We start from the raw sequence: 23,453 nt of genomic DNA, 5'->3' as shown, positions 1-23,453 counted from the left end.
GGCAGCCAAAGCAAACCAAACCTGTCTTTTTACTTATGGTAGTGGGTTACTCCAGCACTTTCGGTACCCGGAAATAGTCAGAGTCTTTTTTAGGGGCGTTCAGGAGCGCCTCCTCGTGCGACACGGTGTTCTTGCGGATATCCTCGCGCAGCACGTTCACCTCCTCCGACATGTGCGTCAGGGGCTCCACGGCCGTGGTGTCGAGCTCGCGCAGCTTGTCCATCCAGTTCAGGATCTTGTTCAGGTCCTGAAGCATGGCCTGCTCTTTCTCCTCGTTAAACTCAAGCCTGGCTAAGTGTGCTAATTTCTTGATAGTCTGAATATCCGTTGACATGCGTCTTAGTGTGTTTCGTTAGTTCTGTTTGAATGATGTTAAATACCCGCTCTTTCAGCTCGGGCAGGTTTGCCAGCGTCATGCCCTGCGTCTCGATCGGCTCGTGCACGATGATCTTGAGCGGGTGCCAGCGCACTTTCAGCTTCCCGTCCAGGTCGGGCAGGAAGTGCTGGTTGTAGGGCATGGTTACCGGCACCACGGGCAGCTGCTTCTCGATGGCCAGCTTAAACGGACCGTCCTTAAAGGCCATCAGCTTCTCGCCTGCCGTTTTCGGGATCGTGCCCTCCGGGAAGATCGCCAGATTGCGGCCCTGCTCCAACGTCCTGACTGATTTTATATAGCTCCGGGCGCTGCTCACCGGGTTGCGGCGGTCTACGGTGATGTATAATTTATCGTATACCTTGCCCCACAGTGGCACCTTAGCCAGCGAGCTCTTACCCACAAAGTTAAGAAATCCGGGGATGGTATGCAGCATCATCGGGATATCCAGGTAGGAGCTGTGGTTGGCCGTGAAAATATAGCGGCGGGCCGGGTCGAACTTCATGCGCCATTCTACCTGCAGCGGGGCCAGGAACATGCGCAGGAACACCGTAGACCAGCCCCGGTTGATGTTGTGCACGCGGTGCCACCACTTCTCCTTCCGGATCAGGAGCGCCTGCGCAGGGTAGCTAACCACAAACGGAAGCACAAACCAGGTGCAGCACCAGGTGGTATAAATCCGTTGTCCGATATACTTGACCGCTTTCATTTATCCAAAAGTAATCATTCTCGCTTATTGTACAAATTCAACGGGATATCGCCGCTCCGTGTATGGTATAAACGCACCGCCCGGCACCAATGGTATAGATTAGCCCTCCTGCTGTTGCAGCAGCAACGCAACCTTCAGGATGCCTGCCACGCTGATGGCGTCGGTGATCTGGTTGCTCATGGCCATGTGCACGGCCTCCGAGAATTTCACCCGTTTGATGTGCAGTTCCTCGGTTTCTTCAAAAGCGGTTTCGCCGGGCTTTAGTTCCTGCGCCAGAAAAACAAAGCCCTCCTCGTCGGTCACGGAGTTGGAGGTATGGAGCCGCGCGATATTGGTCCATTTTCCGGCGGTAAAGCCCGTTTCCTCTTTCAGCTCCCGCTTCGCGGATTCCAGGATGTCGTTTTCGATCAGGCCGCCGCCCATGGGTATCTCCCAACTGTACTCGTTGAGGGCGTAGCGGTACTGCCCCACCAGGTAGGTATAGCCTTCGTCGTCGAGGGGTATGATGCCGATGGCCTTGTTCTTCATGCTCACCACGCCGTAGATGCCCTCGCCGCCTTTGGGGTTGAGCACCTGGTCTTCGCGCACCCTGATCCAGGGGTTCTGGTATACGTCCTCAGAGGAAAGGGTGGTCCAGGGGTTGTGGGTTTCGTCAATCATCGCTCGGTTTTTGGTCCGGTGCAAAGATAACGGAAGCGCATGGAAAATACGATGTTCCGCTTTTAGGTATGGGAGGAGATTTTATACCTCCCGCGTTAGGTTAAGAGCTGCAAAACTCAGATTTCTCCCTTAGGTCGAAATGACAGATAAGTTAGCGGTACTCCGGGTTCTCGAAGCTCCAGTGCGTGCCGCTGTCCCAGTCTTTCCGGGAGTTGCCGTAGGCGGGATAGCCATTGGCGGCTTTCAGCATGCGGGCCAGGTGCAGCAGATTGTAGGTCATGAAGGTGGTGTTGCGGTTGGTAAAGTCGTTCTGAAAGGCATTGGCTTCTTTGTCGAGGTAGCTCGGGCCGGGGCCTATCTCCCCGATCCAACCGCAATCCGACTGCGGGGCGATGGAATAGCCAATGTGCTGCAGGGCGTATAGCACGCCCATCGAACAGTGCTTCACGCCGTCTTCGTTGCCCGTCACGATGCAGCCGCCCGCTTTGCCATAGTACAGGTACTGTCCTTTATCGTTCATCTTACTGCTCATACCATACAGGCGCTCGATCAGCTTTTGGGCCACCGACGACTTCTCCCCCAACCAGATGGGCGTGCCGATGATCAGGATATCAGCAGCGAAAATTTTCTTAAACAGCTTCGGCCATTCATCCTTTTCCCAACCTTGTTCCGTCATATCGGGGTAAACGCCGGTGGCTACCTCGTGGTCTATCAGGCGTAGCTGGTCAACTGTCACGCCCTCCTTCTCCATGATCTGGATGGCCACATCCATCAAACCCTGCGTATTGCTCACGGCCGGAGATTTCTTCAGGGTGCAGTTTACGTACATGGCCCGAAGCCCGGAAAAATCAATCTTATCCATATCTTTTTGTGTTTGCCTGCCCGTTGCCTTTTTGATGGTATAAAATGTGCTTGCCGCACCAGCAGGTTGGTGTGGCAAGCACAGCCCTGAGGACCTATACCTTTGCGGCCACTGTTTGTACGGCAAAAAGCAGGTAAGCGATGATGAGCAGGGTGGCAACGCCTGTAACCAGAAAGACGGCGGAGGCCCTAAACTGAAACCAGATGAACCCCGCCAGCGAACTGGCCAGCATGGTGCAGATGCTCTGGAAACCGGAGTAAGTGCCGATGGCGGTTGCCGTGTCCTTTTTATCCACCATGTTGCTGATCCAGGCTTTGGAAATGCCCTCGGTGGCGGCTGCGTAAACGCCGTACAGGAAAAACAGCCCGAAAAACACGTAGGTGCTGTGGGTGGTCGCCATCCCGAAATACACGAGCGCAAACAGGGCCAACCCTGCCAGGTACATCTTCTTCAGCCCGAAATTATCAGCCACAATCCCCAGCGGGAACGCAAACAGGGCATACACGAGGTTGTAGAAAATGTACACGCCGATGATCATGGTATCGTCGAGGCCCGCCTGCTTGGCCTTTAGCAGCAGAAACACATCGGAACTATTGAACAGCGTGAAGGCCAGCAGCCCGATCAGCAGTCTGCGGTAGCTTTCCGGGCTGTCCTTCCAGTAATGGAGAAAGGAGAAAAGGGGGGTGGTCGTTTTGGACTTTACCACGCGTTCCCGGTTGTCTTTGAGGTATAGCGAGGCGGCCACGGCCAACACGCCTGGTATAAACGCGATGAAGAACAGGGTGCGGTAATCCTCGGGGTAAAAATAGAGATAGAGCAAGGCAAGGGCTGGCCCCAGCACCGCGCCCAGCGTGTCCATGGAGCGGTGGAAACCGAAGACTTTTCCTTTAGTGGCAGGCGTGGCCTCTTCAGAGAGAATGGCGTCCCGGGCTCCGGTGCGGATGCCCTTGCCAAAACGGTCGATGGTGCGGGCGAAAAACACCCAGAGCGGATAAATAAAAAGGGCCAGCAACGGTTTGGAAACGGCGCTGAAGGCATACCCGAGCTGCACGAACGGCACCCGCTTGCCGGTGTTGTCCGACAGCTTCCCGAAATAGCCTTTGCTCAGCCCGGCCGTGGCCTCTGCCACTCCCTCCAGCACCCCGATCAGGATAATGGAGAAGCCGATTGACTTGAGGTAGAGCGGCATGATGGGGTATAGCATCTCGCTGGCCGTATCGGTGAACAGGCTCACGATCGACAAAATCCAGACAGTGCGGGTGATGTATTTCATTATCGATCCAGTTAAGGCCCACGAATTGAGGTATACCGGTGTGTATACGGAAGAAGCCAGTATACGCAGCACGCTGCTGCGTATACTGGCTTCTATATGTGATGCCCGTCCCTGGGCCAGGCCATAGTATCAGTGCTTTTTGAGGAGGCTGTCTTTCTCTATCCGGATCAGGTACCAGTTGCCGTCGCCGTCTTTGGCTACCTTGGCCTCTAGCAGCAGGCTGGCTTTGCTCCCCCGCAGGGTAAACTTCAGGTCAGCGGGGTTGTCGGCTTTGCCGGGCAGGTCGTCTTCCTCAAAGTTCAGGGCTTTAAACTGGCCTATCCTAGATTTTACCGCTTCCTGCTCCTTTATAAGCTCCACGCCCTGCTTAAACGAGTCCGGTTTGTCTGTTCCGGTAAAATAATAGCCAATCGTGGAGATCAGGAGGGCACCGCCATACAGGAAAAGAAACCAACGAAGCGTCTTTTTCCGGTTGATTTTGTTTTTCAGGAAGGGATAAAACACAAAGTAAAGCACGCCACCTGCCACAAACAAAAGTACTATCGCCTTCACCATATCAGTTTAGTATAAGAGCATGTTTAAAATTCATCTTTTGGGCTGCAAATTGTTCATAAAGGAACCTGACTTCGCCTTTTTATCACCCCATAGCGCTGCTATGCGGCTCAAAAAACGCTTCGCCAGAACCCTTCCTGAACAATTTTCGCTTCCAAAAACGAAATTTAGACATACTCGAGCATGTTTCCGGCATAGCCTATTTCCGCTGCTGCCCGATCTTAAATTGCATCAGCGTTGCCACCTGGCCCGCCCGTTGCACGGCCTCATCCGCCTTCGGCCCGCTGAAATTCTCGGAAACAGTGGCTTGCCAATGCGCCAGCCACCGCTCAAAATGCTCCGGCTTCAGGGCTTCCATACCGTTTAGTTCGATGTGTTTCAGCATGGGGTTCCCTTTATACTTCATCTCCCCGAACAAGACGGTTTCCCAGAAATCATACATCACCGGCATATGCACCTCCCAGTCCAGCTTCACCACGCGGGTGAAGAAATGGCCGATCAACTCGTCTGCCAGTAGGCGGGTATAAAATGTATCCAGTAGCCGCCTGATGTCCTCCCTGTTTTGTATGTCCTGCTTCATGTTCATCTCTCTAAAAATATGGCCGCCACACCCGCGTTCGAAGTATGGCAGCCGAAACCGGGCCAGGGTATGGGTTTGTGTGTTAGTTGAGGTCAGCAGCGACGAATTTGGCCAGCGAGGCCCCTCCTGCTGTCTGCAGGGTGAGCGTATCGCCTTTCAGCGAGAAACTGTCGGCTGTTTCCATTACCTGCAAATACGCGTTTTCATGCGTCATCTGCAAACAGGCCATCCGCGTGGAGGCCATCTTCGAAAATCTGATGCCGTTGCTGCCAGACAGTGCATAGGTCCCGACAAACGAGTTGCACCCTGTATACCCTGTTACGCTGTTGCCGTCTGGCTGAAGCACAAAATGTGGGTCGCGTTGTTGGTTCGCTTGCCGGGCCAACTGCTGCCCGTTCAGCGCCACGAGCTTCCAGTGCGTGGCCATGATGTCGGTTTCGGTGCCCGCTTTCTTCAGGACATACTTTTCTGCCAAGGCTCCCTGTATGCGTTTTCCGCTGCGGTCTAACCTAACCAGCGCATTCTCCTCCACTTTATATGCTTCGGGCGCAGTGCTTATAGAATCGCTGGACAAAACAATGCGACTGCCGGTTTTATCCCAGGCAAAGGAGCCACTGTCTTTGTATACTTCCTGCCCCTTGCCCAAGTATTGTGCCTCCTGCGTGTACGTCAGATCCTGGTTTAGCGTAAGCACAGTCCGGATTCCGGCACAATCGGCGCAGGGCAGCACACCAGTATACCTGCCGCTCCAGTCTAAGGCGTTTTGGCTGTTGTGCAACGGATCAGCGCTATCTGGCTGCTCTCGCCCAGTTTTGCAACCGAAGGCCAGTGCGGCCAACGTGACCAATAAAATCAACTGCTTTTTCATACTGTTCGCCATTGGGGTTTTATGTGTGTTTGCGCGTAGCGGCAACTGCTTCCGCTGTGGGTATAGCGCCTATTTCCAAGAGTTGGAAACCGCTGTCACTGCTTGTAACGTTTGTCAGGCAGTATCCTTATGCGCGGTTTTTTATCCATCTGCAGCTGAACCAAACAGCGCATGAAGCAATCAAGTTGCATTTCTGCCCAAGCTTGAGGTAGCAGGTGTTGGTGGCAGGGTTCAATCTTTTCTACTCCTTTAAGCAACTGGGCGGCGCTCTTTCCCTCAAATCACTAAAAACAATTACTCAGATTTCCCGCTGGTCGAAATGACAGTATGTATTTGAAAAGACATAACACAATACCCCGCCCTAAACAGAAAGGCCCTGGGTATTCCCCAAGGCCTTTCAATAAAGTATAAAATAGTTTATTTCTGAATTACCTGTCGCAGTTGGAACTCCTGTTCGTTCACGCGTACTTTGATCAGGTATAACCCTGCCTCTTTAAGTGGCTTGCCAAATGTTAGGGTATGCGTTCCGGCGGATAATTTAGCGGCTGGTGCCTGCTCTATCACCTTTCCCTGGAGATCATATAGCGTTAACTGCACCTTGCTCGTTTCCGGCAAGTTTAGCTGCACGTAGAAGGCTCCTCTGGAGGGGTTCGGGAAAGATTGCACGCTGGCAGCAACTGGAGCGCTGATATTTTGCGTAGTGCTGGCGCTCATACCACTTGCCCCGGTGCAGGTAACTGTGTTTTTCGATGCATCATAGGGCAAAGCACTGTGCGTTACGCTGTTCACGCAGAAATTCACGGTGACAGTGCCTTTGGCTGTGCTTGTAGTCACAATGTCTACGGTGCCGTTTGCCCCTGTCACGCCGCTTTTGGTATCGGTATAGGAACCCGAGAAGGTGCCCGAAACCGTTGCGTTGGCCACCGGGTTGCCCAGGTTGTCTTTTACTGTAACTGTGGCTAAGCCATACTTACTTCCGCCTGCCGCACTCACCGTGCCGGTTACGATAGAGGAAACAGCTACAGAGGTAGCAGTGGCACTCTGGCTACCCGCCTGGTAACTATCCAGGTTATCATAGTAATAGGTATCGCCGGTATAGGTGTTGGAGGCAAACAGCAAGATCATTTTGGTGACGCCGGAGTTTGAGGCCGCCGGGTCTGGCCTGTCGAGCAGCGTGAACGGGATGCGCTGCCACTGGTTCTGTACGGTCGTTTTTCCGGTGTACCGGCTATGCCGCCCTGTAGGGTAATTGCTGGAAGTGGCTGTCGCTGTTTCCAGTTGCAGCGTAATCTCAGTGCCTACCGGGGCACTTGTGTACACGTCAATGTAAAACTTCTTGCTCTTGCTCGTGTACTGGCTGGCGTCTGCGATGTTGGTCACGTTGTAGGTCAGCACATCATACTGCTGCGCCGCGTTGCGCACGTATTTACCCACCTGGGCCGACGTGTTCACGCCGCTCACCGAAGGGTTCGCTACTTTTGAGTGCGTTCCGGTATAGGTGCCTAGTGTGGCCGTAGCTGGCTGGTCGAAGTTCTCGAAGCTGAATTCTTTTGTAAAGGGAGGCTCTACCTCTACTGGCACGGAAATCTGCTGCGAGCCGCATGAGGTGGAGAAGGTTGCCGTTACGTTGCCGCTGGCGTCGCCGAAGTTTACCACAATGTTCCTGGTGCCCTGCCCAGAGGCGATGGCAGCGCCAGCTGGTACTGTCCAGTTCACCGTGGTGCCGGCAGCAAGGTTGCCAACACTATAGGCCACGCCTGCTTCTTTATTCAGCACCACGCGATTGCCAGTGGCATAGGGCTTAAAGCCATTGTATACCCGCACATAGTCCACATCCATGGACTTCGGGAAGATGCTGTCATCCACGGTACCACCCAGGTTACCTCCAACGGCAACGTTCAGCAGGAAATGGAAACGCTGGTCGAAGGGCCAGTTATAAGGTGCCACATCTTGGGCCGTTTTGGTCAGGAAAAGGATGTCATCCACAAACCAACGGATTATACCCGGCTCCCACTCAATGGCAAAGTCATGGAAAGCGTCTGAAAAGGCGCCGGAGTTTACATAATAGTTAGCTCCCTGGTGCTGGTTGTTTGGGTAAAGGTCCCCGTAATGGATCGTGCCCAAAACCTTATTTGCCTCCGCCGACACATACTCCATAATGTCGATCTCGCCGCTCTTAGGCCAGTTGCCATATACCTGGTCCGTAGACAGCATCCAGAAAGCTGGCCACAAGCCTTTGCCCGCTGGCAGCTTTATCCGCGCCTCAAACCGCCCATAAGCCCAGTCGCCTTTGTTAATCGTCCTGATTCGGCCGGAGGTATAGGCCTTGGACTGTACCCGCTGCTTTTTGGCCGTGATGTGCAGCTGGCCATTGGTTACGGTCACATTGCTTTCCTGGTAATACTGCAGTTCGTTATTACCCCATCCGCAAATGCCCTCGGCACAGCCGTCACCTGTTTGGTGGCTCCATTTGTTGGCATCCAATGTGGTGCCGTTAAACTCATCGGCCCAGACAATTGTTGGGCACTGCTGTGCGTAAATAATCTTCGGACAAATAAATGCCGCAGCAACCATCAAAGTTGCGATCAACCACTTTCTGTAACTGTTTCTCATAATGTTCTGAAGTAAGTTAACACGTACATAATTCATACCCCTAAGGTACTTGCTTACAACCAGTTTGTTCTGGTTTTGGGTACACCATACGCACGTGGTTACTACGTCATAACTACGTCACTTTTAGCTTCAGAAATGAGAAATTCACACATCCAATAATTAATATGAGTAATCAATCACTTAGTGGATATTTGATAAAACTATGCTTGCCCGAGCAGGCGGTTATAAATCGTTTTGACTTGAAGGTCGCTGAAGCCGTAAATACCTTCCCTGGCGGAGAACTCCGCAAATACGGTCGGGAAGTCGGTAGCGGTGGTATTCAGTATTTCTTTGATGACACGCTCGGGCCTGTCCAAGTTGCTGTCCTCCGGAAACCTGTCGCTGTGGGCCTGGCATACCTCTTCCAGATACTGAAAGCAGTCTGAGGGAGTATGCGACAAGGCCTTCAGTTGCTCTAGGTCATGCTGCTGGTATGCCGTCCATAGGTTTTGTCCTAAGGCCATATCTTCGGGTGATAGTTGCACCCTCGCCTGGTAAGCCTGTAGCAGCAGGTTGGGAGAGTAGTCGGAAAAGCCTCTCCATCTATCCGCGCCGGGCTGCGCCACCGGGAACACCCGGTATACGTTGCGCACCGGGAGCGTGGCAAGCAGCGAGAGCACGAACCACATATTTACCTGGCAAAAGAGATCGTTTTCGAACCACAGGCAAACCTCCGATGCACTGGTGAGTTGGTATAGCTTCTCAAACTCCTTGACCGTGTTGCTGAAATAAGTGCTTGGCTGCACGTTATAAGTGGCGGCAATAAAGGCAGCCCGTGTGTTCCAAAAATCCGTGAGGTTTTCGGCTTTGGTCTTGCCCTCCACCAAGCACTCCCGGCACACGATCACCTCATCCTGGAGAGTAAGGTCCCTGAACTGCGTTGCCAGGCAGTCGCCGTTTAAGATGTGGTAGATGCCCATACGCGGTGAATTGCATGCATCTTATAAAGGACGTCTTGACTTTATAGGCTTGCTGCATCGTGCTATTCTTTTATAAAACAGAATATGCCAGTTACAAACTGGCTGCAAAATATAGCCACAAGTTACGCTTTCGCTAAACTTGCGGGATAAGGGGTTTAAGCACATAATTTAGCAAATAAAAACCGAATAGATAATCCGCGAAGATTTTCGTAAGTAAGCTTGAACTAGCCATTAATTATACACGGTGTTGGCAAATCGTTTATTTTAATTCACTTGACAATTTATTTATTGATTCAATTACTTTTTTCAGCTTCAAAGGTGCTTTAGAGTAAGAATAATTTTTTAATTCATATTGTTCAACCACATTGGTGATAACCAAAGATGTAATTCTTGAGCACAATAATGTCACAGTCGAAAATGAACTTTCGTATTGAGAATTATCATTTACCGCAGATTTTAATTGACGAATGCTTATATATTCCGAGTGAATATGATTTGAATACAAAGAATGAGTTCTTGATATGTTACCAATTTTTATTAAAGGATATATTTCGTCCAATTTAATTAATCTTGCATATGATGGATTTATAAATCTTTTTCTTTTAGAAAAAGGTAATCTTTTGAATTCATCCAACTTTCTGATTTTCCTTAATTCTTCAGCCAGTTCATTCCTCATTTTTATAATCGGTTCAAAATCCTTTGGATGCTTTTTAGTCAGCTCAATTTGTTTCCTCAATCCCTGTATTTTATAAACATATGCTCTTATTTCTTTAGAATATTCAGAGTCGACAAAAAATATGTAAGATAAATTAATGAATGTTTCAATTTGAAGTCTTGCAATAGAGTAAACAGCTGTTAGGTCATTTATTTTTAGTTGCTTATCCCGAATTTCAATTAATTTCCCACTTGTAAGGGTTAAAAGTGTTTCATTATGAAATATTATTTGAAATAGCAATTTTTCAAAAAGTCCTGCATCCTCAAATTTTATTCCATTATCATATAAATCTTGAGTACATTCTATAAGAAGAGAATTTAATTCAGTAAGAATTGCTTTTTGATTAGACAAAGACAAGTCATTAACTAACATTAAGGCTTCTATGCTTGTTCTTTGTTGTTCGTTCATAAATGTTTGCCAACTAGCAGATAAACGGAGGTCTATTCGGCTTATCTGCACTATAGGTGGAAATAACTGATACAGGACAATTTTCTTTTTTAGCACGTTATGCACCTTAGCAACTCATTTCATTCACTGTATATCGTCATTACAATATAAGAATTCCAATGGAATCCATACGCTTCTTTTTTATTTTAAAAGTTTCAACTTTCAATATCCCATATCTACAGGTATATCCTTCTAGCATACTTCCCTTCCGAGCTCAACTTTGTTGGCACTTCGATAGAACGGCTTTGGGCAGCATGAAAAACAGCAATACATAAAAAAAGCCCTGCAGCACGATGCTACAGGGCTTTCCTTTAAATACAAAAACGCTTACAACGCACCTGCCTTAATCTCCTCTACCACTGTTGGGTCCAGCAGCGTGGAGGTGTCGCCGAGGTTGGAGGTGTCGCCTTCGGCTACCTTGCGCAGGATGCGGCGCATGATCTTGCCGGAGCGCGTTTTCGGCAGGCCGCTCACGATCTGTATCTTATCCGGGCGGGCAATCTTTCCGATCCTCTCCACCACGGTCTCGATGATCTCGGCGCGTAGCCAGTCCACGTGCTCCGGGCGGTCTTTCAGCGTCACGAAGGCATAGATGCCCTGCCCCTTCACATCGTGCGGGTAGCCCACCACCGCCGACTCTACTACATTCTCGTTGTGGTTGATGGCTTCCTCTATCTCGGCTGTCCCGAAACGGTGGCCCGACACGTTGATCACATCGTCTACGCGGCCAATGATGCGGTACAGGCCATTCTCGTCGCGCTTGGCCCCGTCGCCGGTAAAGTAGAGGCCCTTGTAGGTTGAGAAGTAGCTGAGGCGGGCACGCTCGTGGTCGCCATAGGTTGTTCGGATAATGCCCGGCCACGGAAACTTCATGCACAGGTGGCCTTCCACGCCATTTTCGGTTATCTCGTTGCCGTCGCTGTCTACCAGTATCGGCTGTATGCCCGGTAGCGGCAGGCCTGCGTGGCTTGGTTTCATTGGCGTTACGTTAGCCAGCGTCGAGATCATGATGCCGCCGGTTTCGGTCTGCCACCAGGTGTCTACCACCGGGCAGCGGCCCTTGCCCACATGGCGGTGGTACCAATGCCAGGCCTCCTCGTTTATGGGCTCGCCCACAGAACCCAGCACCCGCAGCGAGTCGAGGCTATACGAGAGCACATCCTCGATATCGCCGCCCATCAACGCGCGAATCGCCGTTGGGGCGGTATAGAAAATGGATACACCGAACTTATCGCAGACCTGCCAGAAACGACCGTTGTCCGGGTAAGTCGGAACGCCCTCAAACATCACAGAAGTAGCCCCCGAAAGCAGCGGACCATACAGCAGGTAGGTATGGCCAGTTATCCAGCCGATGTCGGCGGTACACCAATACACGTCGCTTTCCTGGTACTGAAACACATTGCTGAAGCTGTACTGCGCGTATACCATGTAGCCGCCGCAGGTATGCACCACGCCCTTCGGTTTGCCCGTAGAGCCGGAGGTATACAGCACAAACAGCATGTCCTCGGCATCCATCTCCTCGGCTGGGCACTCTTTGCTCACGCCCTTCACCTCTTCGTGGTACCACACGTCGCGGCCTTCCACCATGTTCACGGCCCAGCCCAGGCGCTCCACCACCACTACTTTCCGCACGCTGTCGCACTGCTCCAGCGCCTCGTCCACCACCCGCTTCACGGGTATCTGCTTCGAGCCGCGGTTCAGGCCATCGGCTGTCAGCACCATGCTGCACTGCGCGTCGTTGATACGGTCGGCCATGGCCGAGGCCGAGAAGCCGGCAAACACCACCGAGTGGATGGCCCCAATGCGGGCGCAGGCCAGCACGGCAAAGGCCAGCTCCGGAATCATGGGCATGTAAATGCAGATGCGGTCGCCTTTTTTGGCCCCGTTGTTTTTGAGCACGTTCGCAAACTGGCATACCTTCTCGTGCAGCTCGCGATAGGTATACCGGATGTATCTTTCCTTGGGGTCGTTGGGCTCCCAGATCAGGGCCAGCTTGTTGCCCCGGGTTTTCAGGTGGCGGTCCAGGCAGTTCTCCGTAATGTTGAGCTTACCTCCCTGGAACCATTTTATATCCGGCTCGTCAAAGTTCCACTCCAGGGTTTTATCCCATTTCTTGCGCCAGGTAAACGTTTCGGCTATATCAGACCAGAACCCCTCCGGGTTTTCTACGCTGCGCTGGTAGGCATCCTGGTATTCTTCAAATGTCTTCACTTGGTAGTTCATCATGACTGAAGTAGTTTTATTTCGTTTAAGATTTACAGTAAATTCTACAGCTGAACGCGTTGCCGGTGCCACTTGCTTTCGCCGCTACTAGCATGTTCGCTATGGTCAGCTGAATAACGGTCCCCTTTCTCTTGTGGGGCAGGAAACGCGTGGTATATGGCTTCGGCATGTACCCATCAGCCCCGGATACCCGCGCCTCTATTAAAGATAAACAGTTCAAGGGTGCCGCGCCAGAAACAGGGTATAGATAATAATAGTCGTCTGCCTTTTATTTTGTTGCGCACCCCTTTGGCACTTAGAGCATGTTTAAAATTCATCTTTTGGGCTGCAAATTGTTCATAAAGGAACCTGACTTCGCCTTTTTATCACCCCATAGCGCTGCTATGCGGTTCAAAAAACGCTTCGCCAGAACCCTTCCTGAACAATTCTCGCTTCGAAAAACGAAATTTAAACATGCTCTTATCCATACCCCGACTCTGAAAACTGTTTCCTGCATGAAGCGAGGCACGGGAGCCGACCGTTTGCCCTGGCCTGTTCCCGTGCCTCGCTTAACAGCAGCGCACGAATGTATGCGCCGGTTAATGATGCACGGTGGCGGCACTTGCCCCGCGCGGAACCCGGATGTCTTCCACTAAATCCTGCACGTGCGCCGGTGGCGCAGGTGTAAACCTGGAGACCACATAAGATACGAGAAAATTCAGAAGCATGCCAAGCGTGCCGATGCCCTCCGGAGAAATATGAAACCACCAGTTCTCCGGCACGTTGGCCGCTGGGTTGACAAACTTAAAGTACACGATGTAGGAAATGGTGAACAGCAGGCCGGAAATCATACCGGAGATCGCGCCCTCCTTGTTCATGCGCTTCGAGAAGATGCCCATAATGATGACCGGGAAGAAGGACGCCGCAGCCAACCCAAAGGCGAAGGCCACCACCTCGGCCACAAAGCCCGGAGGGTTTATACCGAAGTATCCCGCGACAACCACCGCCGCCGCAGCGGAAAGACGCGCCGCCAGCAGTTCGTTTTTCTCTGTAATATCAGGCTTGAAAGTCTTTTTGAGCAAATCGTGGGAGATGGACGTGGAGATCACGAGCAGCAGACCGGCCGCTGTGGAGAGGGCCGCTGCCAGGCCACCCGCCGCCACCAGCGCGATCACCCAGTTGGGCAGGCGTGCGATCTCCGGGTTGGCCAGCACCATGATGTCTTTGTCGATCGTCAGCTCGTTCTGCTCCGGGTTCTTCACGTACTGGATGCGCCCGTCGCCGTTTTTATCCTCATACCCAATCAGGTTGGTTTTCTGCCAGTTGTTTACCCACTGTGGCAGCGAGGCGATCTCCCGGTTACTGGTGGTGTTCAGCATGTTAAACATCCCAAAAGCGCCAACAGCGGGTGCCGTGGTATACAGGATGGCGATAAACACCAGCGCATACCCCGCAGACTTACGGGCGTCTTTCACTTTGGGCACCGTGAAGAAGCGCACGATCACGTGGGGCAAACCGGCCGTGCCCACCATCAGGGCGGCCGTGATGAAGAAGACGTCGATGGTGGCTTTGCTGCCATCGGTATAGGCCGCGAAGCCCAACTGCGTCAGCATGCCGTCCAGTTTGTCGAGCAGGTAGGTGCCGTCGCTCAGCGTGCTGCCCAGGCCCAGCTGCGGGATCGGGTTGCCGGTCAGCATCACCGAAATGAAGATGGCCGGCACCATATAGGCAAACATCAGCACGCAGTATTGCGCCACCTGGGTATAGGTGATGCCCTTCATACCGCCCAGCACGGCATAAAACAGCACAATCACCATCCCGATCACCACACCGGTCTCGATCTGTACCTCCAGGAAGCGGGAGAACACGATGCCCACGCCGCGCATCTGCCCGGCCACGTAGGTAAACGACACGAAAATGGCGCACACCAGGGCCACCAGTCGGGCTGTTCTGGAGTAGTAGCGGTCGCCCACAAAATCAGGCACCGTGAATTTGCCGAACTTGCGCAGGTAGGGTGCCAGCAGCAGAGCCAGCAGCACATAACCGCCCGTCCAGCCCATGAGGTATACCGAGCCGTCGTAGCCCATAAACGAGATCAGGCCCGCCATTGAGATGAAGGACGCGGCCGACATCCAGTCGGCGGCGGTGGCCATACCGTTGGCCAGCGGGCTCACGCCGCCCCCCGCCACGTAAAACTCTTTGGTAGAACCGGCCCTCGACCAGATGGCGATGCCGATGTAAAGGGCGAAGGTGATGCCCACGAGGATATATGTCCAGGTTAAAATTCCCATTGTTTTGCGTTATTAGCGTTAGTCTTCGTTCACATCAAACTCTTTGTCCAGCTTGTTCATCAGAATCACATAGACAAAGATGATCACGACAAAGCAATAGATGGCCCCCTGCTGGGCAAACCAGAAGCCCAGTTTAAAGCCGCCCAACCGGAACTGGTTCAGCTCATCCACGAGCAGAATACCGAACACGTATGACACCGCAAACCAGAGCCCCAGCAGCGTGAGCAGGATGCGCACGTTGCGCCGCCAGTATTCCTGCATTCTTTTCTTTTGATTTTCCATGGTATAAGTATAGGGGTTTTTAGCGTGTCGTTGATAAGTTTTGCCTACAAATAAACTGTTGCCTGTAGCCACGCGCCCTACCTGTACCTGAGGCCGTTAGGGTCCGTAGAATGCGGTTGAGTAAGGCAGTGGATGTTGCGTTTGGCAGGTGCCCACTCAGCAGAAAGTCTTCTGTCTGACCACACTGAATAGCGCTGATGCCGGTTAACGGCAGGGCATTGCCATACATCCTGTAGGCGGTATGGATAGGGCTTTTCTCTTGGTTCAGGGGCATATTCAGAAATACATCAACCCCAAATAAAGCAATATTTCCCAAAAATGTATCCTGCTGTGTCGGGATTATACTCTTTGGCGAGGTAGAGCACCGTAGCTGTTGCGCCTCAAAACAGCCCACGCCCGGTGCTGACGGAGAGGCGTCACATTCTCCTATTCCTGTCATCCTGAAAAAATCTTGTGGAAGCGTGCTGCTATTACTAGGCGATGTGCAGCAGGTTGGGTTGCTCACGAGGCACAAGCGGACGCTTGCGCCATAGAGTTCCGATGGGAAACACATGCTCAAAAACGCCCTCGAGCTGTACCTATCCTCTGGCAGCTTTCCAATAGCTACAGCAGGAGAAATAAAAAAAGAACCTTGCCGGTTGGGCAAGGTTCTTTTTGTGTGGCAAACTGGTTGGCGAAGCACTAGGGCATGTCGCGCACGGATACGATGACATCCTTATACTGGTCTGTGTTGTGTAGAAAATGTACGATCTTCCGGCCTACCTCTTCGGGTGTGGCTAACTCTCCATTGGCTTTATAATCCTGGAACTTCGCTACGTTACTGAAGCGGTTCACGTCGGCCTCCCGGATACTCGCCTGCATGGCCGTATCGACCACCCCTGGCGACAGGGCGTATATTTTTGTACTCGTGCCGCGCACCTCCTGCTCTTTCTGCACCGTCAGCGAGAGCATATCCAGGGCGGCTTTGGAGGCGCAGTAGCTCGCCCAACCGTCCACGGGGTATTTGCCTGCGCCGGAGCTGACGTTCACCACTACTTTCCGGGCCGGGTGCTGCCGGTATACCTCCAAAAACGTGTTCATCAGCATGGCTGGCACAATCACGTTGATGTCGAACACAAACTCAAAGCGCTCGTTCGGCATCTGCTCACCCACATATCCGATATCGCCCAGCGTGCCTGCGTTGTTGATCAGCACCAGCTTTTCGGCACCTTCGTAGGGTAAAAACACCTTCTGCAGGTTATGCTCCACGGCCTCGATGTCCGAAAAATCCATGGGCTGGTGGCGGTAGTTGGGATGCCGCAGGGTGTCGGTGCGCTGCACGCCCACCACGCGGTTATTCTCGTCTTTCAGCAGTTCCTGGGCTATGGCTTTGCCGATGCCTTTACTGGCTCCCGTTATGATGTAGATGTTCACTTCGTTGGATTAAAAATTAGAATTTCTGAATTAGAAATTACGAAGAACAGGGTATAAAGGTATAGCTCCTACATGGTGCTTATGCGGTATGGGCTCGCCCGCATACAAAATAACAGGAGCTGGCACCCTTGCCAAAGCAATAGCGCCAGCTCCTGTTGCTGTAGGCTTACCTGACTTAGAGCCAAGCCCAATTTCTGCTCCTCCATACCCGGAGCGCACATCTCAGCGAACGTTGCCGTTTACTGATGTGTGATCGTCACTTTAATGACAGCCGCGGTGGACGGTATGGTGAAGTCAGGATGCCGGGTGGCCGCTTTCTGAATCTGATTCACCGCATCGTCGGGGCCTATGTTAGTGGCCAGCGGATCCTGAACGGGCTTTTGGAAAGGGCCGGTGCCGGGTGCGGTGTCCTCCTCCGTGCCGGCATCATACAGCACCAGATGCGAGGTCACATCGCCCTCCACGGCATGCAGGCCGTCAAACAAGTCAAGGCCCTTGTCGCCGAAGGCATAAAACCAGTCGTTTGACTGCACAAACATCGTGGCGATCTGCAGGCGGTCGCCGGGTGAGGCCCTGAAGGTAAATGTGGCGACTTCGCCAGCAAAGATCGCGGGTCCGTTATCCGGGCCGCCCGGCGACATGAACGTGCCGGAAAGCACTTTGGACATGCTTTGCAACTCCATAATTTCCTGCTCCGGGAAGCCGTCCTCCGCAATTCGTGAAATCCCCTCGTCGGCTGCCATCCCTACCCGAAACATCGGGTTGTAATGGTCATATACCGCGTACACGCCCGGCGAAAGCGGTACCGTGCCGTCAGCCCGAGGCGTATTGACCAGGTTTGCAGTAGAAACGTTCTCAATGCGCACCGTAAATTTCTTAGAAACAAACTCAAAATCATCAGCCTCTTTGCAGCTGCCAAGCGCCAGCGCCAATAAAAAAATCCAGCATCCTCTAAACCTATATCCCATCGTCTTAAACAAATAAAGTAAAACACACTCCCCAATCGGGAGACCGCCTATACTTACGATTTTAAACAGCTGATTTTAAATCAGATACCAAGACTATTAGCGAATAACGGCTTTTGTGATGCAAGGGTATAAATTATGGAAGTTAACCAAGGTTAAGCTAGATAAAATCCAGATACCTTTCAGCCGGAGGAGGGTATAACCGCACTACATCGAAATAAACCAGTGTAATTGTTATCCTCCGATTCAGGCAGGCAGCACTCCGTGGCGGAAACCACACCAGCCTACACCAAAAAAGCTGGCGCCCCTGCCAAAGCAAAGACGCCAGCTCTTTTAATATATGTTCAGAAAATGCATGAGGTGAGGTGGGGCTAACCTCACATTCGTAATTCGTAACTCGTAATTCGTAATTCGTAATTATAAAATATACTGGCTCAGGTCGCGGTTTTTCACCATGCCCGAGAGTTTCTCCTGCACCGTTTCGCGGGTAATGACGATATGGGCATTGGCGCTGATCTTGTCGGGCACATCGAAGAGGATGTCGTTGAGCAGGCGGCTCATCACCGTATGCAGGCGGCGGGCACCGATGTTCTCCACTTCTGTGTTCACCTCGAAGGCAATCGAGGCGATCTCGTCCAAAGCCTCATCGTTGAAGGTCAGCTCCACGTCTTCCGCCTTCAGTAAGGCCTCATACTGCTTTGTCAGGGCGTTTTTCGGGAACTTCAGGATCTGATAGAAATCTTCCTTCGTCAGGCTGTTCAGCTCCACCCGAATCGGGAAACGGCCCTGCAACTCCGGGATCAGGTCGGAGGGCTTGGCCACGTGGAACGCACCGGCGGCGATGAACAGGATATGGTCGGTGTTGATGATGCCATACTTGGTGTTTACCGCCGAGCCCTCCACAATCGGCAGCAGGTCGCGCTGCACGCCTTCGCGGCTCACGTCGGGGCCTCCGCCGCCCTTCTTGCTCGAGCTGGCCACCTTGTCTATCTCATCGATAAAGATCACGCCGGAGTTCTCCGCCTTGAAGATCGCCTCCTCCTTCACCTCGTCCATGTCGATGAGCTTGGACGCCTCCTCCTCCAGCAAAATCTTGCGGGCCTCGGCAATAGTCACCTTGCGCTTCTTCGTTTTCTTGGGCATCATCCCGCTGATCATCTCCTGGATGTTCATCATCGATGCCTCATCCATACCGGGGGCCAGGCCGCCCATACCCGGCATCGCGCTCTGCTGCACCCGGATCTCGATCTTGCGGTCTTCCAGCTCGCCTTTCCGGATTTTCTCTCTGAATTTCTCGCGGGTGCGCTCGTTCAGCTCATAGTCTGTGTCGGGCATCGCATTCGGGTCGGAAGATGCGTAAGACACCGGCGTGCTGCTTCGGCCCTGGATCGGGGGTATGAGCGCATCCAGGATAATGTCTTCCACCAGCTCTGCGGCCTTTACCTTCACTTCCTCTTTCTTCTTCTGCTTTACCATATTCACCGACTGCTCCATCAGGTCGCGCACCATGCTCTCTACGTCGCGGCCCACGTAGCCCACCTCGGTAAACTTGGATGCCTCCACCTTGGTGAAGGGCGCATCGGCGATTTTGGCCAGGCGGCGGGCAATCTCTGTCTTGCCCACGCCAGTCGCCCCGATCATCAGGATGTTGTTCGGCACGATCTCGCTTTTAATGTTTTCTGCGGCATTCATGCGCCGCCAGCGGTTGCGCAGCGCTATGGCCACGTTGCGTTTGGCGTCGTTCTGCCCAATGATATACTTGTCCAGCTCCGCTACAATCTGGGCCGGGGTTAAGTGTTCTATATTATCTAACATGGTCTTTTCTCCTTTTGATTAAATTGCAGGCACTATTACCTAACAAGGGTATGGCCTGTTGCGTTATCAAATACTTTTATTTTTCAGGAACGTTCGGGTATTGGTGCTCACGGTGATGTAGTGCGTGGCTCCGGATGGATGGAAAAAGGCGCTGCCGTAGTTCAGCTCAAAGGTCCGCACCCGCAGCATGGCCCCCACCGAGAAACCGGCCCCGCCCGAGGACGTATCGAGGCGCAGCTCCCGGCGGCGCAGGTGGTTATACCCGGCCCGAAGCTGAAAGTTCTTGCTGAACACAAACTCAGCGCCCGCCACAAAGTGCCGTGCGATCTTATCGGCCAGCTTTTTCTCTTCCTTCACCTCGTTGCCGTTTTCATCCAGTTGCCCCGGCTCGTTTGGGTCGAGGTACACGATGTCGAACTGGTAGAGGCGGTGCGCCGTGAGCGACAGCCGCACCGGCATGTGCAAGGGCTTGTAGCTTATACCCAGTTGGGCATCAAACGGCATGGGCTGGCGGTCTCCGCCGTCATAGGCTTTCACCTGATAGCCGATGTTCTTGAAGGCGAGGCCCACCGTCAGGTCTTTCTCCGGATGGTTAAAGGCCACCCCTGCATCGGCCAGCAGGCCCACCGCCTGGCTCCCGGCGATGCTGGATACCGCCACCTTTGCCGTGGCCCCCATCGTGAAGGCCTCCGCTTGCCGGGCATGCGTTAGGCTCAGGGTATAGTCGTTTACGTTAAAAGTGCCTAGCTCCGTTCCGGTCGCGTCGCGCTGCACAAAATCCCCGTAGTTCAGGTAATTGACGCCAGCGGCCCAGCGGCCGTATTTCTCCGAGTGGAAGGCGTAGGCTACGCTGCTTTGCCGGATATCCGCCAGATAGCCGATATAGCTCAGCGAAAGCTGGTTGTCCATCTCCTCGTTCAGCAGGGCGGGGTTAGCGGCCACCATGTTCACATCGTGCGCCCCCGCCGACACGTTTATACCCCCCAAAGCCGCCCGCTTGGCACTGTGCGGCAACTCCAGAAAGGAGAAAGCACGCTGCCCGCCTATCTGTGCCTGCGCTGTCAGGGCGAAGCATAGCAGCAACATACTTAGCAGTGGCTTGTGTGCTTTCATGGCGTAATAGGTAATTCTGAATACCAGATAGTATATAAAATGCTACCTGCTCAGTCAGGAAAAGGTCAATTGTTCAGTTCGTCACTCACACGCCCATTCAGAATTTTCTCTTCCGTCACCGTCAGCTTCAGCGGGTATTTCACTTTCTCCTGCAGCAGCGCGATCCGGACCACGTCATCCACACGGTCTACATAATGGATGGTGAGGCCCTTGATGTAGTGCGCCGGGATGTCGTTGATGTCTTTTTTGTTTTTCTGGCACAGGATAATGTCAGTGATGCCGGCACGCTTGGCAGCCAGTATCTTCTCCTTGATGCCCCCTACCGGCAACACCTTGCCGCGCAGCGTAATCTCGCCCGTCATGGCCAGCCGCGACTTTACCTTGCGCTGCGTGAACACAGAGGCAATGGACGTGAAAATGGCTATACCCGCCGACGGGCCGTCTTTCGGCACTGCCCCCTCCGGGAAGTGGATGTGCAGGTCATACTGGTCAAAGAGGCGGTAGTCGATCTCCAGCAGGTCGGCGTGCGCTTTCAGGTAGGAGATGGCCGTCATGGCCGACTCCTTCATCACATCGCCCAACTGGCCCGAGAGCGTCAGCTTGCCCTTGCCCCTGCTCAGGATCGACTCAATGAACAGGATATCACCGCCCACCGAGGTCCAGGCAAGGCCCGTCACCACTCCGGCCGTGTCGATGTCCTGGTAAATCTCTTTGTCGAAAATCTCCGAACCCAGGATCTTGGTCACGTCCTCGGGCTTGATGGACTTGGCAAACTCCTCCTCCATCGCCTTCAGCTTGGCCGTGTTGCGCACCAGCTGCCCGATTTTCCGCTCCAGGTTCCGCACGCCCGACTCGCGGGTATAATCGTCGATCAGCTTTTCGATGGTTGGCTTCGGCACCTTCACGTCCTCCGGTTTCAGGCCGTGCTCCTTGAGTTGCTTCGGCACCAGATGGCGCTTGGCGATCTCGGTTTTCTCCTCCAGGGTATACCCCGTGATCTCGATAATCTCCATCCGGTCGCGTAGAGCAGGCTGAATGGTCTCGAGGGAGTTGGCTGTGGCAATGAACAGCACCTTCGACAGGTCATACTCCACGTCCAGGTAATTGTCCATGAAGGTATGGTTCTGCTCCGGGTCCAGTACCTCGAGCAGGGCAGAGGCCGGATCGCCCCGGAAATCGGAGGCCAGCTTGTCTATCTCGTCCAGGATAATGACCGGGTTGGAGGAACCTGTTTTCTTAATCTGGCTGATGATCTTGCCTGGCATTGCGCCCACATAGGTGCGGCGGTGTCCGCGGATCTCCGCCTCGTCGCGCACGCCGCCCAGCGACATGCGCACGTAGTTACGCCCCAGCGCCTTGGCAACTGAGCGGCCCAAAGAGGTTTTACCCACCCCCGGAGGGCCGTACAGGCACAGAATTGGCGCTTTCATGTCGTTCTTCAGCTTCAGCACCGCCAGGTATTCCAGAATGCGCTCCTTCACTTTCTCCAGTCCGTAATGGTCGGCATCAAGTATCTTTCTGGTGCGCTTCAGGTTGAAGTTGTCTTTGGTATAATCGTTCCAGGGCAGGTCGAGCAGAAACTCGAGGTAATTCACCGCCACCGGGTACTCTGCCGCCTGCGAGTTGAGGCGGCCCAGCTTGTCAATCTCTTTCTGGAAGTGCTTTGCCACCGGCTCAGCCCATTTCTTTTTCTTAGCCCGCTCCCGGAAACGCTCAATCTCCTGGTCGGGCCCCTCCTGCCCCAGCTCGTCCTGCAGCACCTTTATCTGCTGCCGCAGGAAATAGTCGCGCTGCTGCTGGTCAATGTCGGTGTGCACTTTGGAGTGGATTTCCTGCTTCAGCTCCAGCATCTGAATCTCGCGGAGCATCAGCTCCAGCAGCTGGGTGCCGCGCTCGGTGCTGTCGTTCACCTCCAGCAGCAGCTGTTTCTGGGCCACCTCCACGTTCAGGTTGCTCGACAGGAAGTGGGTCAGGAAGCTCGGGCTGTCGATGTTATCGAGCGCCACCTGCGCCTCCTGCGGTATCTCCGGGTTTAGCTTCAGCATCTTGCCAGCCGCGTCTTTCAGCGACTGCACCAGGGCTTTCACATTCTTGCTTTTCTTGTCGAGCGGGGTTTCCTCGCACAGGCTTACCTTGGCCGTCAGGTAGGGGTCTTCCCGCTTGATCTCCTCGATCTTGAAGCGGCTCTGCCCCTGGATGATGATCGTGGTGTTGCCGTCGGGCAGCACCAGCATCTTCAGGATCTTCGCGATCGTGCCGATCTCATACAGGTCTTCGCCCATGGGGTCGTCGCTTACGGTGTTCTTCTGGGCCACTACCCCGATGATCTTGTCGCCGGTATGGGCTTTGCGCACCAGTTTCACAGACTTTTTACGGCTCACGGTAATCGGCAGCACCACTCCCGGAAACAGCACGGTGTTGCGCACTGCCAGAATGGGCAATTCGTCCGGCAGCTCCTCCGTTTTCACGTCATCCTCAATGTCTGCCGTGATGATCGGGATGAGCTCCGTGTCGTCATCGTCTGAAATTCCGCTAAGCAAAAGGTTGTGTAGAAAATGATTGAAAGTATAGTTCATATATAGATTAGTGCCATTATGACAGAAAAAACATCGTATCCCCCGTTTTTCTGATTTGCATTGTATTGTCAAGTCTTGTGCCAAGGCAGGTATGGCAGGTTTTTTTATTTGTCTCGAAGTAAAATTCTGTACTATTGCATGCAACTCTGTTGCTCCCGGCCTCAGCACAGGCTTGGCCGCACATT

At 53.1% G+C, this 23,453-nt stretch carries 19 protein-coding genes; all 19 read right to left on the bottom strand.

Features of this window, described 5'->3' with window-relative positions; translation table 11 throughout:
• Window positions 1-46: 46 nt before the first annotated feature.
• Window positions 47-334 (bottom strand): Asp-tRNA(Asn)/Glu-tRNA(Gln) amidotransferase subunit GatC, encoded by a 288-nt coding sequence (gene gatC, locus MKJ04_RS10240; protein WP_241641538.1) that lies wholly within the window; start codon window positions 332-334, stop codon window positions 47-49.
• A complete protein-coding gene (locus MKJ04_RS10235) occupies window positions 282-1,082 on the bottom strand; it encodes a lysophospholipid acyltransferase family protein (protein WP_241641537.1) in 801 nt (266 codons plus the stop codon). The genes gatC and MKJ04_RS10235 overlap by 53 nt, the downstream gene beginning before the upstream one ends.
• A 99-nt stretch (window positions 1,083-1,181) precedes the next feature.
• Complete coding sequence (locus MKJ04_RS10230; protein ID WP_241641536.1) at window positions 1,182-1,742, bottom strand: NUDIX domain-containing protein; 561 nt, start codon at window positions 1,740-1,742, stop codon at window positions 1,182-1,184.
• A 151-nt stretch (window positions 1,743-1,893) separates the two neighbouring features.
• Window positions 1,894-2,604, bottom strand: a complete 711-nt coding sequence (locus MKJ04_RS10225) for a flavodoxin family protein (protein ID WP_241641535.1) — start codon at window positions 2,602-2,604, stop codon at window positions 1,894-1,896.
• A 94-nt stretch (window positions 2,605-2,698) separates the two neighbouring features.
• Window positions 2,699-3,877 (bottom strand): MFS transporter, encoded by a 1,179-nt coding sequence (locus MKJ04_RS10220; RefSeq protein ID WP_241641534.1) that lies wholly within the window; start codon window positions 3,875-3,877, stop codon window positions 2,699-2,701.
• 129 nt (window positions 3,878-4,006) lie between these two features.
• The gene (locus tag MKJ04_RS10215; protein ID WP_241641533.1) at window positions 4,007-4,432 is read right to left on the bottom strand and encodes a YwiC-like family protein; all 426 of its coding nucleotides are present in this window, start codon (window positions 4,430-4,432) and stop codon (window positions 4,007-4,009) included.
• Window positions 4,433-4,628: 196 nt separating this feature from the next.
• Window positions 4,629-5,009 (bottom strand): group III truncated hemoglobin, encoded by a 381-nt coding sequence (locus tag MKJ04_RS10210; protein ID WP_241641532.1) that lies wholly within the window; start codon window positions 5,007-5,009, stop codon window positions 4,629-4,631.
• 82 nt (window positions 5,010-5,091) lie between these two features.
• Window positions 5,092-5,877 (bottom strand): copper resistance protein NlpE N-terminal domain-containing protein, encoded by a 786-nt coding sequence (locus tag MKJ04_RS10205; protein WP_241641531.1) that lies wholly within the window; start codon window positions 5,875-5,877, stop codon window positions 5,092-5,094.
• A gap of 417 nt (window positions 5,878-6,294) precedes the next feature.
• Window positions 6,295-8,490: a family 16 glycosylhydrolase gene (locus tag MKJ04_RS10200; RefSeq protein ID WP_241641530.1), complete on the bottom strand. Its 2,196-nt coding sequence runs from the start codon at window positions 8,488-8,490 to the stop codon at window positions 6,295-6,297.
• A gap of 200 nt (window positions 8,491-8,690) precedes the next feature.
• A complete protein-coding gene (locus MKJ04_RS10195) occupies window positions 8,691-9,449 on the bottom strand; it encodes a DUF1835 domain-containing protein (protein WP_241641529.1) in 759 nt (252 codons plus the stop codon).
• 259 nt (window positions 9,450-9,708) lie between these two features.
• Window positions 9,709-10,572, bottom strand: coding sequence for a hypothetical protein (locus MKJ04_RS10190; RefSeq protein WP_241641528.1), 864 nt, complete (start codon window positions 10,570-10,572; stop codon window positions 9,709-9,711).
• Window positions 10,573-10,938: 366 nt separating this feature from the next.
• A complete protein-coding gene (gene acs, locus MKJ04_RS10185; RefSeq protein ID WP_241641527.1) occupies window positions 10,939-12,837 on the bottom strand; it encodes an acetate--CoA ligase in 1,899 nt (632 codons plus the stop codon).
• Between the two features lie 575 nt (window positions 12,838-13,412).
• Window positions 13,413-15,104: a sodium:solute symporter family protein gene (locus tag MKJ04_RS10180; protein ID WP_241641526.1), complete on the bottom strand. Its 1,692-nt coding sequence runs from the start codon at window positions 15,102-15,104 to the stop codon at window positions 13,413-13,415.
• A gap of 18 nt (window positions 15,105-15,122) precedes the next feature.
• Window positions 15,123-15,386 carry a DUF4212 domain-containing protein gene (locus MKJ04_RS10175; protein WP_241641525.1) on the bottom strand — a complete coding sequence of 88 codons (264 nt, stop codon included), beginning with the start codon at window positions 15,384-15,386 and terminating at the stop codon, window positions 15,123-15,125.
• A 681-nt stretch (window positions 15,387-16,067) separates the two neighbouring features.
• Complete coding sequence (locus tag MKJ04_RS10170; RefSeq protein WP_241641524.1) at window positions 16,068-16,799, bottom strand: SDR family NAD(P)-dependent oxidoreductase; 732 nt, start codon at window positions 16,797-16,799, stop codon at window positions 16,068-16,070.
• 239 nt (window positions 16,800-17,038) lie between these two features.
• Window positions 17,039-17,767, bottom strand: coding sequence for a spondin domain-containing protein (locus MKJ04_RS10165; protein WP_241641523.1), 729 nt, complete (start codon window positions 17,765-17,767; stop codon window positions 17,039-17,041).
• A gap of 414 nt (window positions 17,768-18,181) precedes the next feature.
• On the bottom strand, window positions 18,182-19,579 hold the full coding sequence (gene hslU, locus MKJ04_RS10160) for an ATP-dependent protease ATPase subunit HslU (protein ID WP_241641522.1): 1,398 nt from the start codon (window positions 19,577-19,579) through the stop codon (window positions 18,182-18,184).
• A gap of 66 nt (window positions 19,580-19,645) precedes the next feature.
• Window positions 19,646-20,692, bottom strand: a complete 1,047-nt coding sequence (porQ, locus tag MKJ04_RS10155; protein ID WP_241641521.1) for a type IX secretion system protein PorQ — start codon at window positions 20,690-20,692, stop codon at window positions 19,646-19,648.
• A 65-nt stretch (window positions 20,693-20,757) separates the two neighbouring features.
• Window positions 20,758-23,268 carry an endopeptidase La gene (gene lon / locus MKJ04_RS10150; protein WP_241641520.1) on the bottom strand — a complete coding sequence of 837 codons (2,511 nt, stop codon included), beginning with the start codon at window positions 23,266-23,268 and terminating at the stop codon, window positions 20,758-20,760.
• Window positions 23,269-23,453: the final 185 nt, after the last annotated feature.

The organism is Pontibacter sp. E15-1 (assembly GCF_022601975.1).
Lineage (GTDB): Bacteria > Bacteroidota > Bacteroidia > Cytophagales > Hymenobacteraceae > Pontibacter.
The sequence above is the reverse complement of the archived record's forward strand: the minus strand, read 5'-3'. Positions and strand labels throughout refer to the sequence as shown.

What these genes read in the sequence shown, in the direction of transcription:
- acs (WP_241641527.1), bottom strand. Translation starts at nt 12,837, where the DNA reads ATGATGAACTACCAAGTGAAGACATTTGAAGAATACCAGGATGCCTAC.
- MKJ04_RS10210 (WP_241641532.1), bottom strand. Translation starts at nt 5,009, where the DNA reads ATGAAGCAGGACATACAAAACAGGGAGGACATCAGGCGGCTACTGGAT.
- MKJ04_RS10165 (WP_241641523.1), bottom strand. Translation starts at nt 17,767, where the DNA reads ATGGGATATAGGTTTAGAGGATGCTGGATTTTTTTATTGGCGCTGGCG.
- MKJ04_RS10200 (WP_241641530.1), bottom strand. Translation starts at nt 8,490, where the DNA reads ATGAGAAACAGTTACAGAAAGTGGTTGATCGCAACTTTGATGGTTGCT.
- MKJ04_RS10195 (WP_241641529.1), bottom strand. Translation starts at nt 9,449, where the DNA reads ATGGGCATCTACCACATCTTAAACGGCGACTGCCTGGCAACGCAGTTC.
- MKJ04_RS10180 (WP_241641526.1), bottom strand. Translation starts at nt 15,104, where the DNA reads ATGGGAATTTTAACCTGGACATATATCCTCGTGGGCATCACCTTCGCC.
- gatC (WP_241641538.1), bottom strand. Translation starts at nt 334, where the DNA reads ATGTCAACGGATATTCAGACTATCAAGAAATTAGCACACTTAGCCAGG.
- hslU (WP_241641522.1), bottom strand. Translation starts at nt 19,579, where the DNA reads ATGTTAGATAATATAGAACACTTAACCCCGGCCCAGATTGTAGCGGAG.
- MKJ04_RS10175 (WP_241641525.1), bottom strand. Translation starts at nt 15,386, where the DNA reads ATGGAAAATCAAAAGAAAAGAATGCAGGAATACTGGCGGCGCAACGTG.
- MKJ04_RS10220 (WP_241641534.1), bottom strand. Translation starts at nt 3,877, where the DNA reads ATGAAATACATCACCCGCACTGTCTGGATTTTGTCGATCGTGAGCCTG.
- porQ (WP_241641521.1), bottom strand. Translation starts at nt 20,692, where the DNA reads ATGAAAGCACACAAGCCACTGCTAAGTATGTTGCTGCTATGCTTCGCC.
- MKJ04_RS10215 (WP_241641533.1), bottom strand. Translation starts at nt 4,432, where the DNA reads ATGGTGAAGGCGATAGTACTTTTGTTTGTGGCAGGTGGCGTGCTTTAC.
- MKJ04_RS10190 (WP_241641528.1), bottom strand. Translation starts at nt 10,572, where the DNA reads ATGAACGAACAACAAAGAACAAGCATAGAAGCCTTAATGTTAGTTAAT.
- MKJ04_RS10235 (WP_241641537.1), bottom strand. Translation starts at nt 1,082, where the DNA reads ATGAAAGCGGTCAAGTATATCGGACAACGGATTTATACCACCTGGTGC.
- lon (WP_241641520.1), bottom strand. Translation starts at nt 23,268, where the DNA reads ATGAACTATACTTTCAATCATTTTCTACACAACCTTTTGCTTAGCGGA.
- MKJ04_RS10230 (WP_241641536.1), bottom strand. Translation starts at nt 1,742, where the DNA reads ATGATTGACGAAACCCACAACCCCTGGACCACCCTTTCCTCTGAGGAC.
- MKJ04_RS10205 (WP_241641531.1), bottom strand. Translation starts at nt 5,877, where the DNA reads ATGAAAAAGCAGTTGATTTTATTGGTCACGTTGGCCGCACTGGCCTTC.
- MKJ04_RS10225 (WP_241641535.1), bottom strand. Translation starts at nt 2,604, where the DNA reads ATGGATAAGATTGATTTTTCCGGGCTTCGGGCCATGTACGTAAACTGC.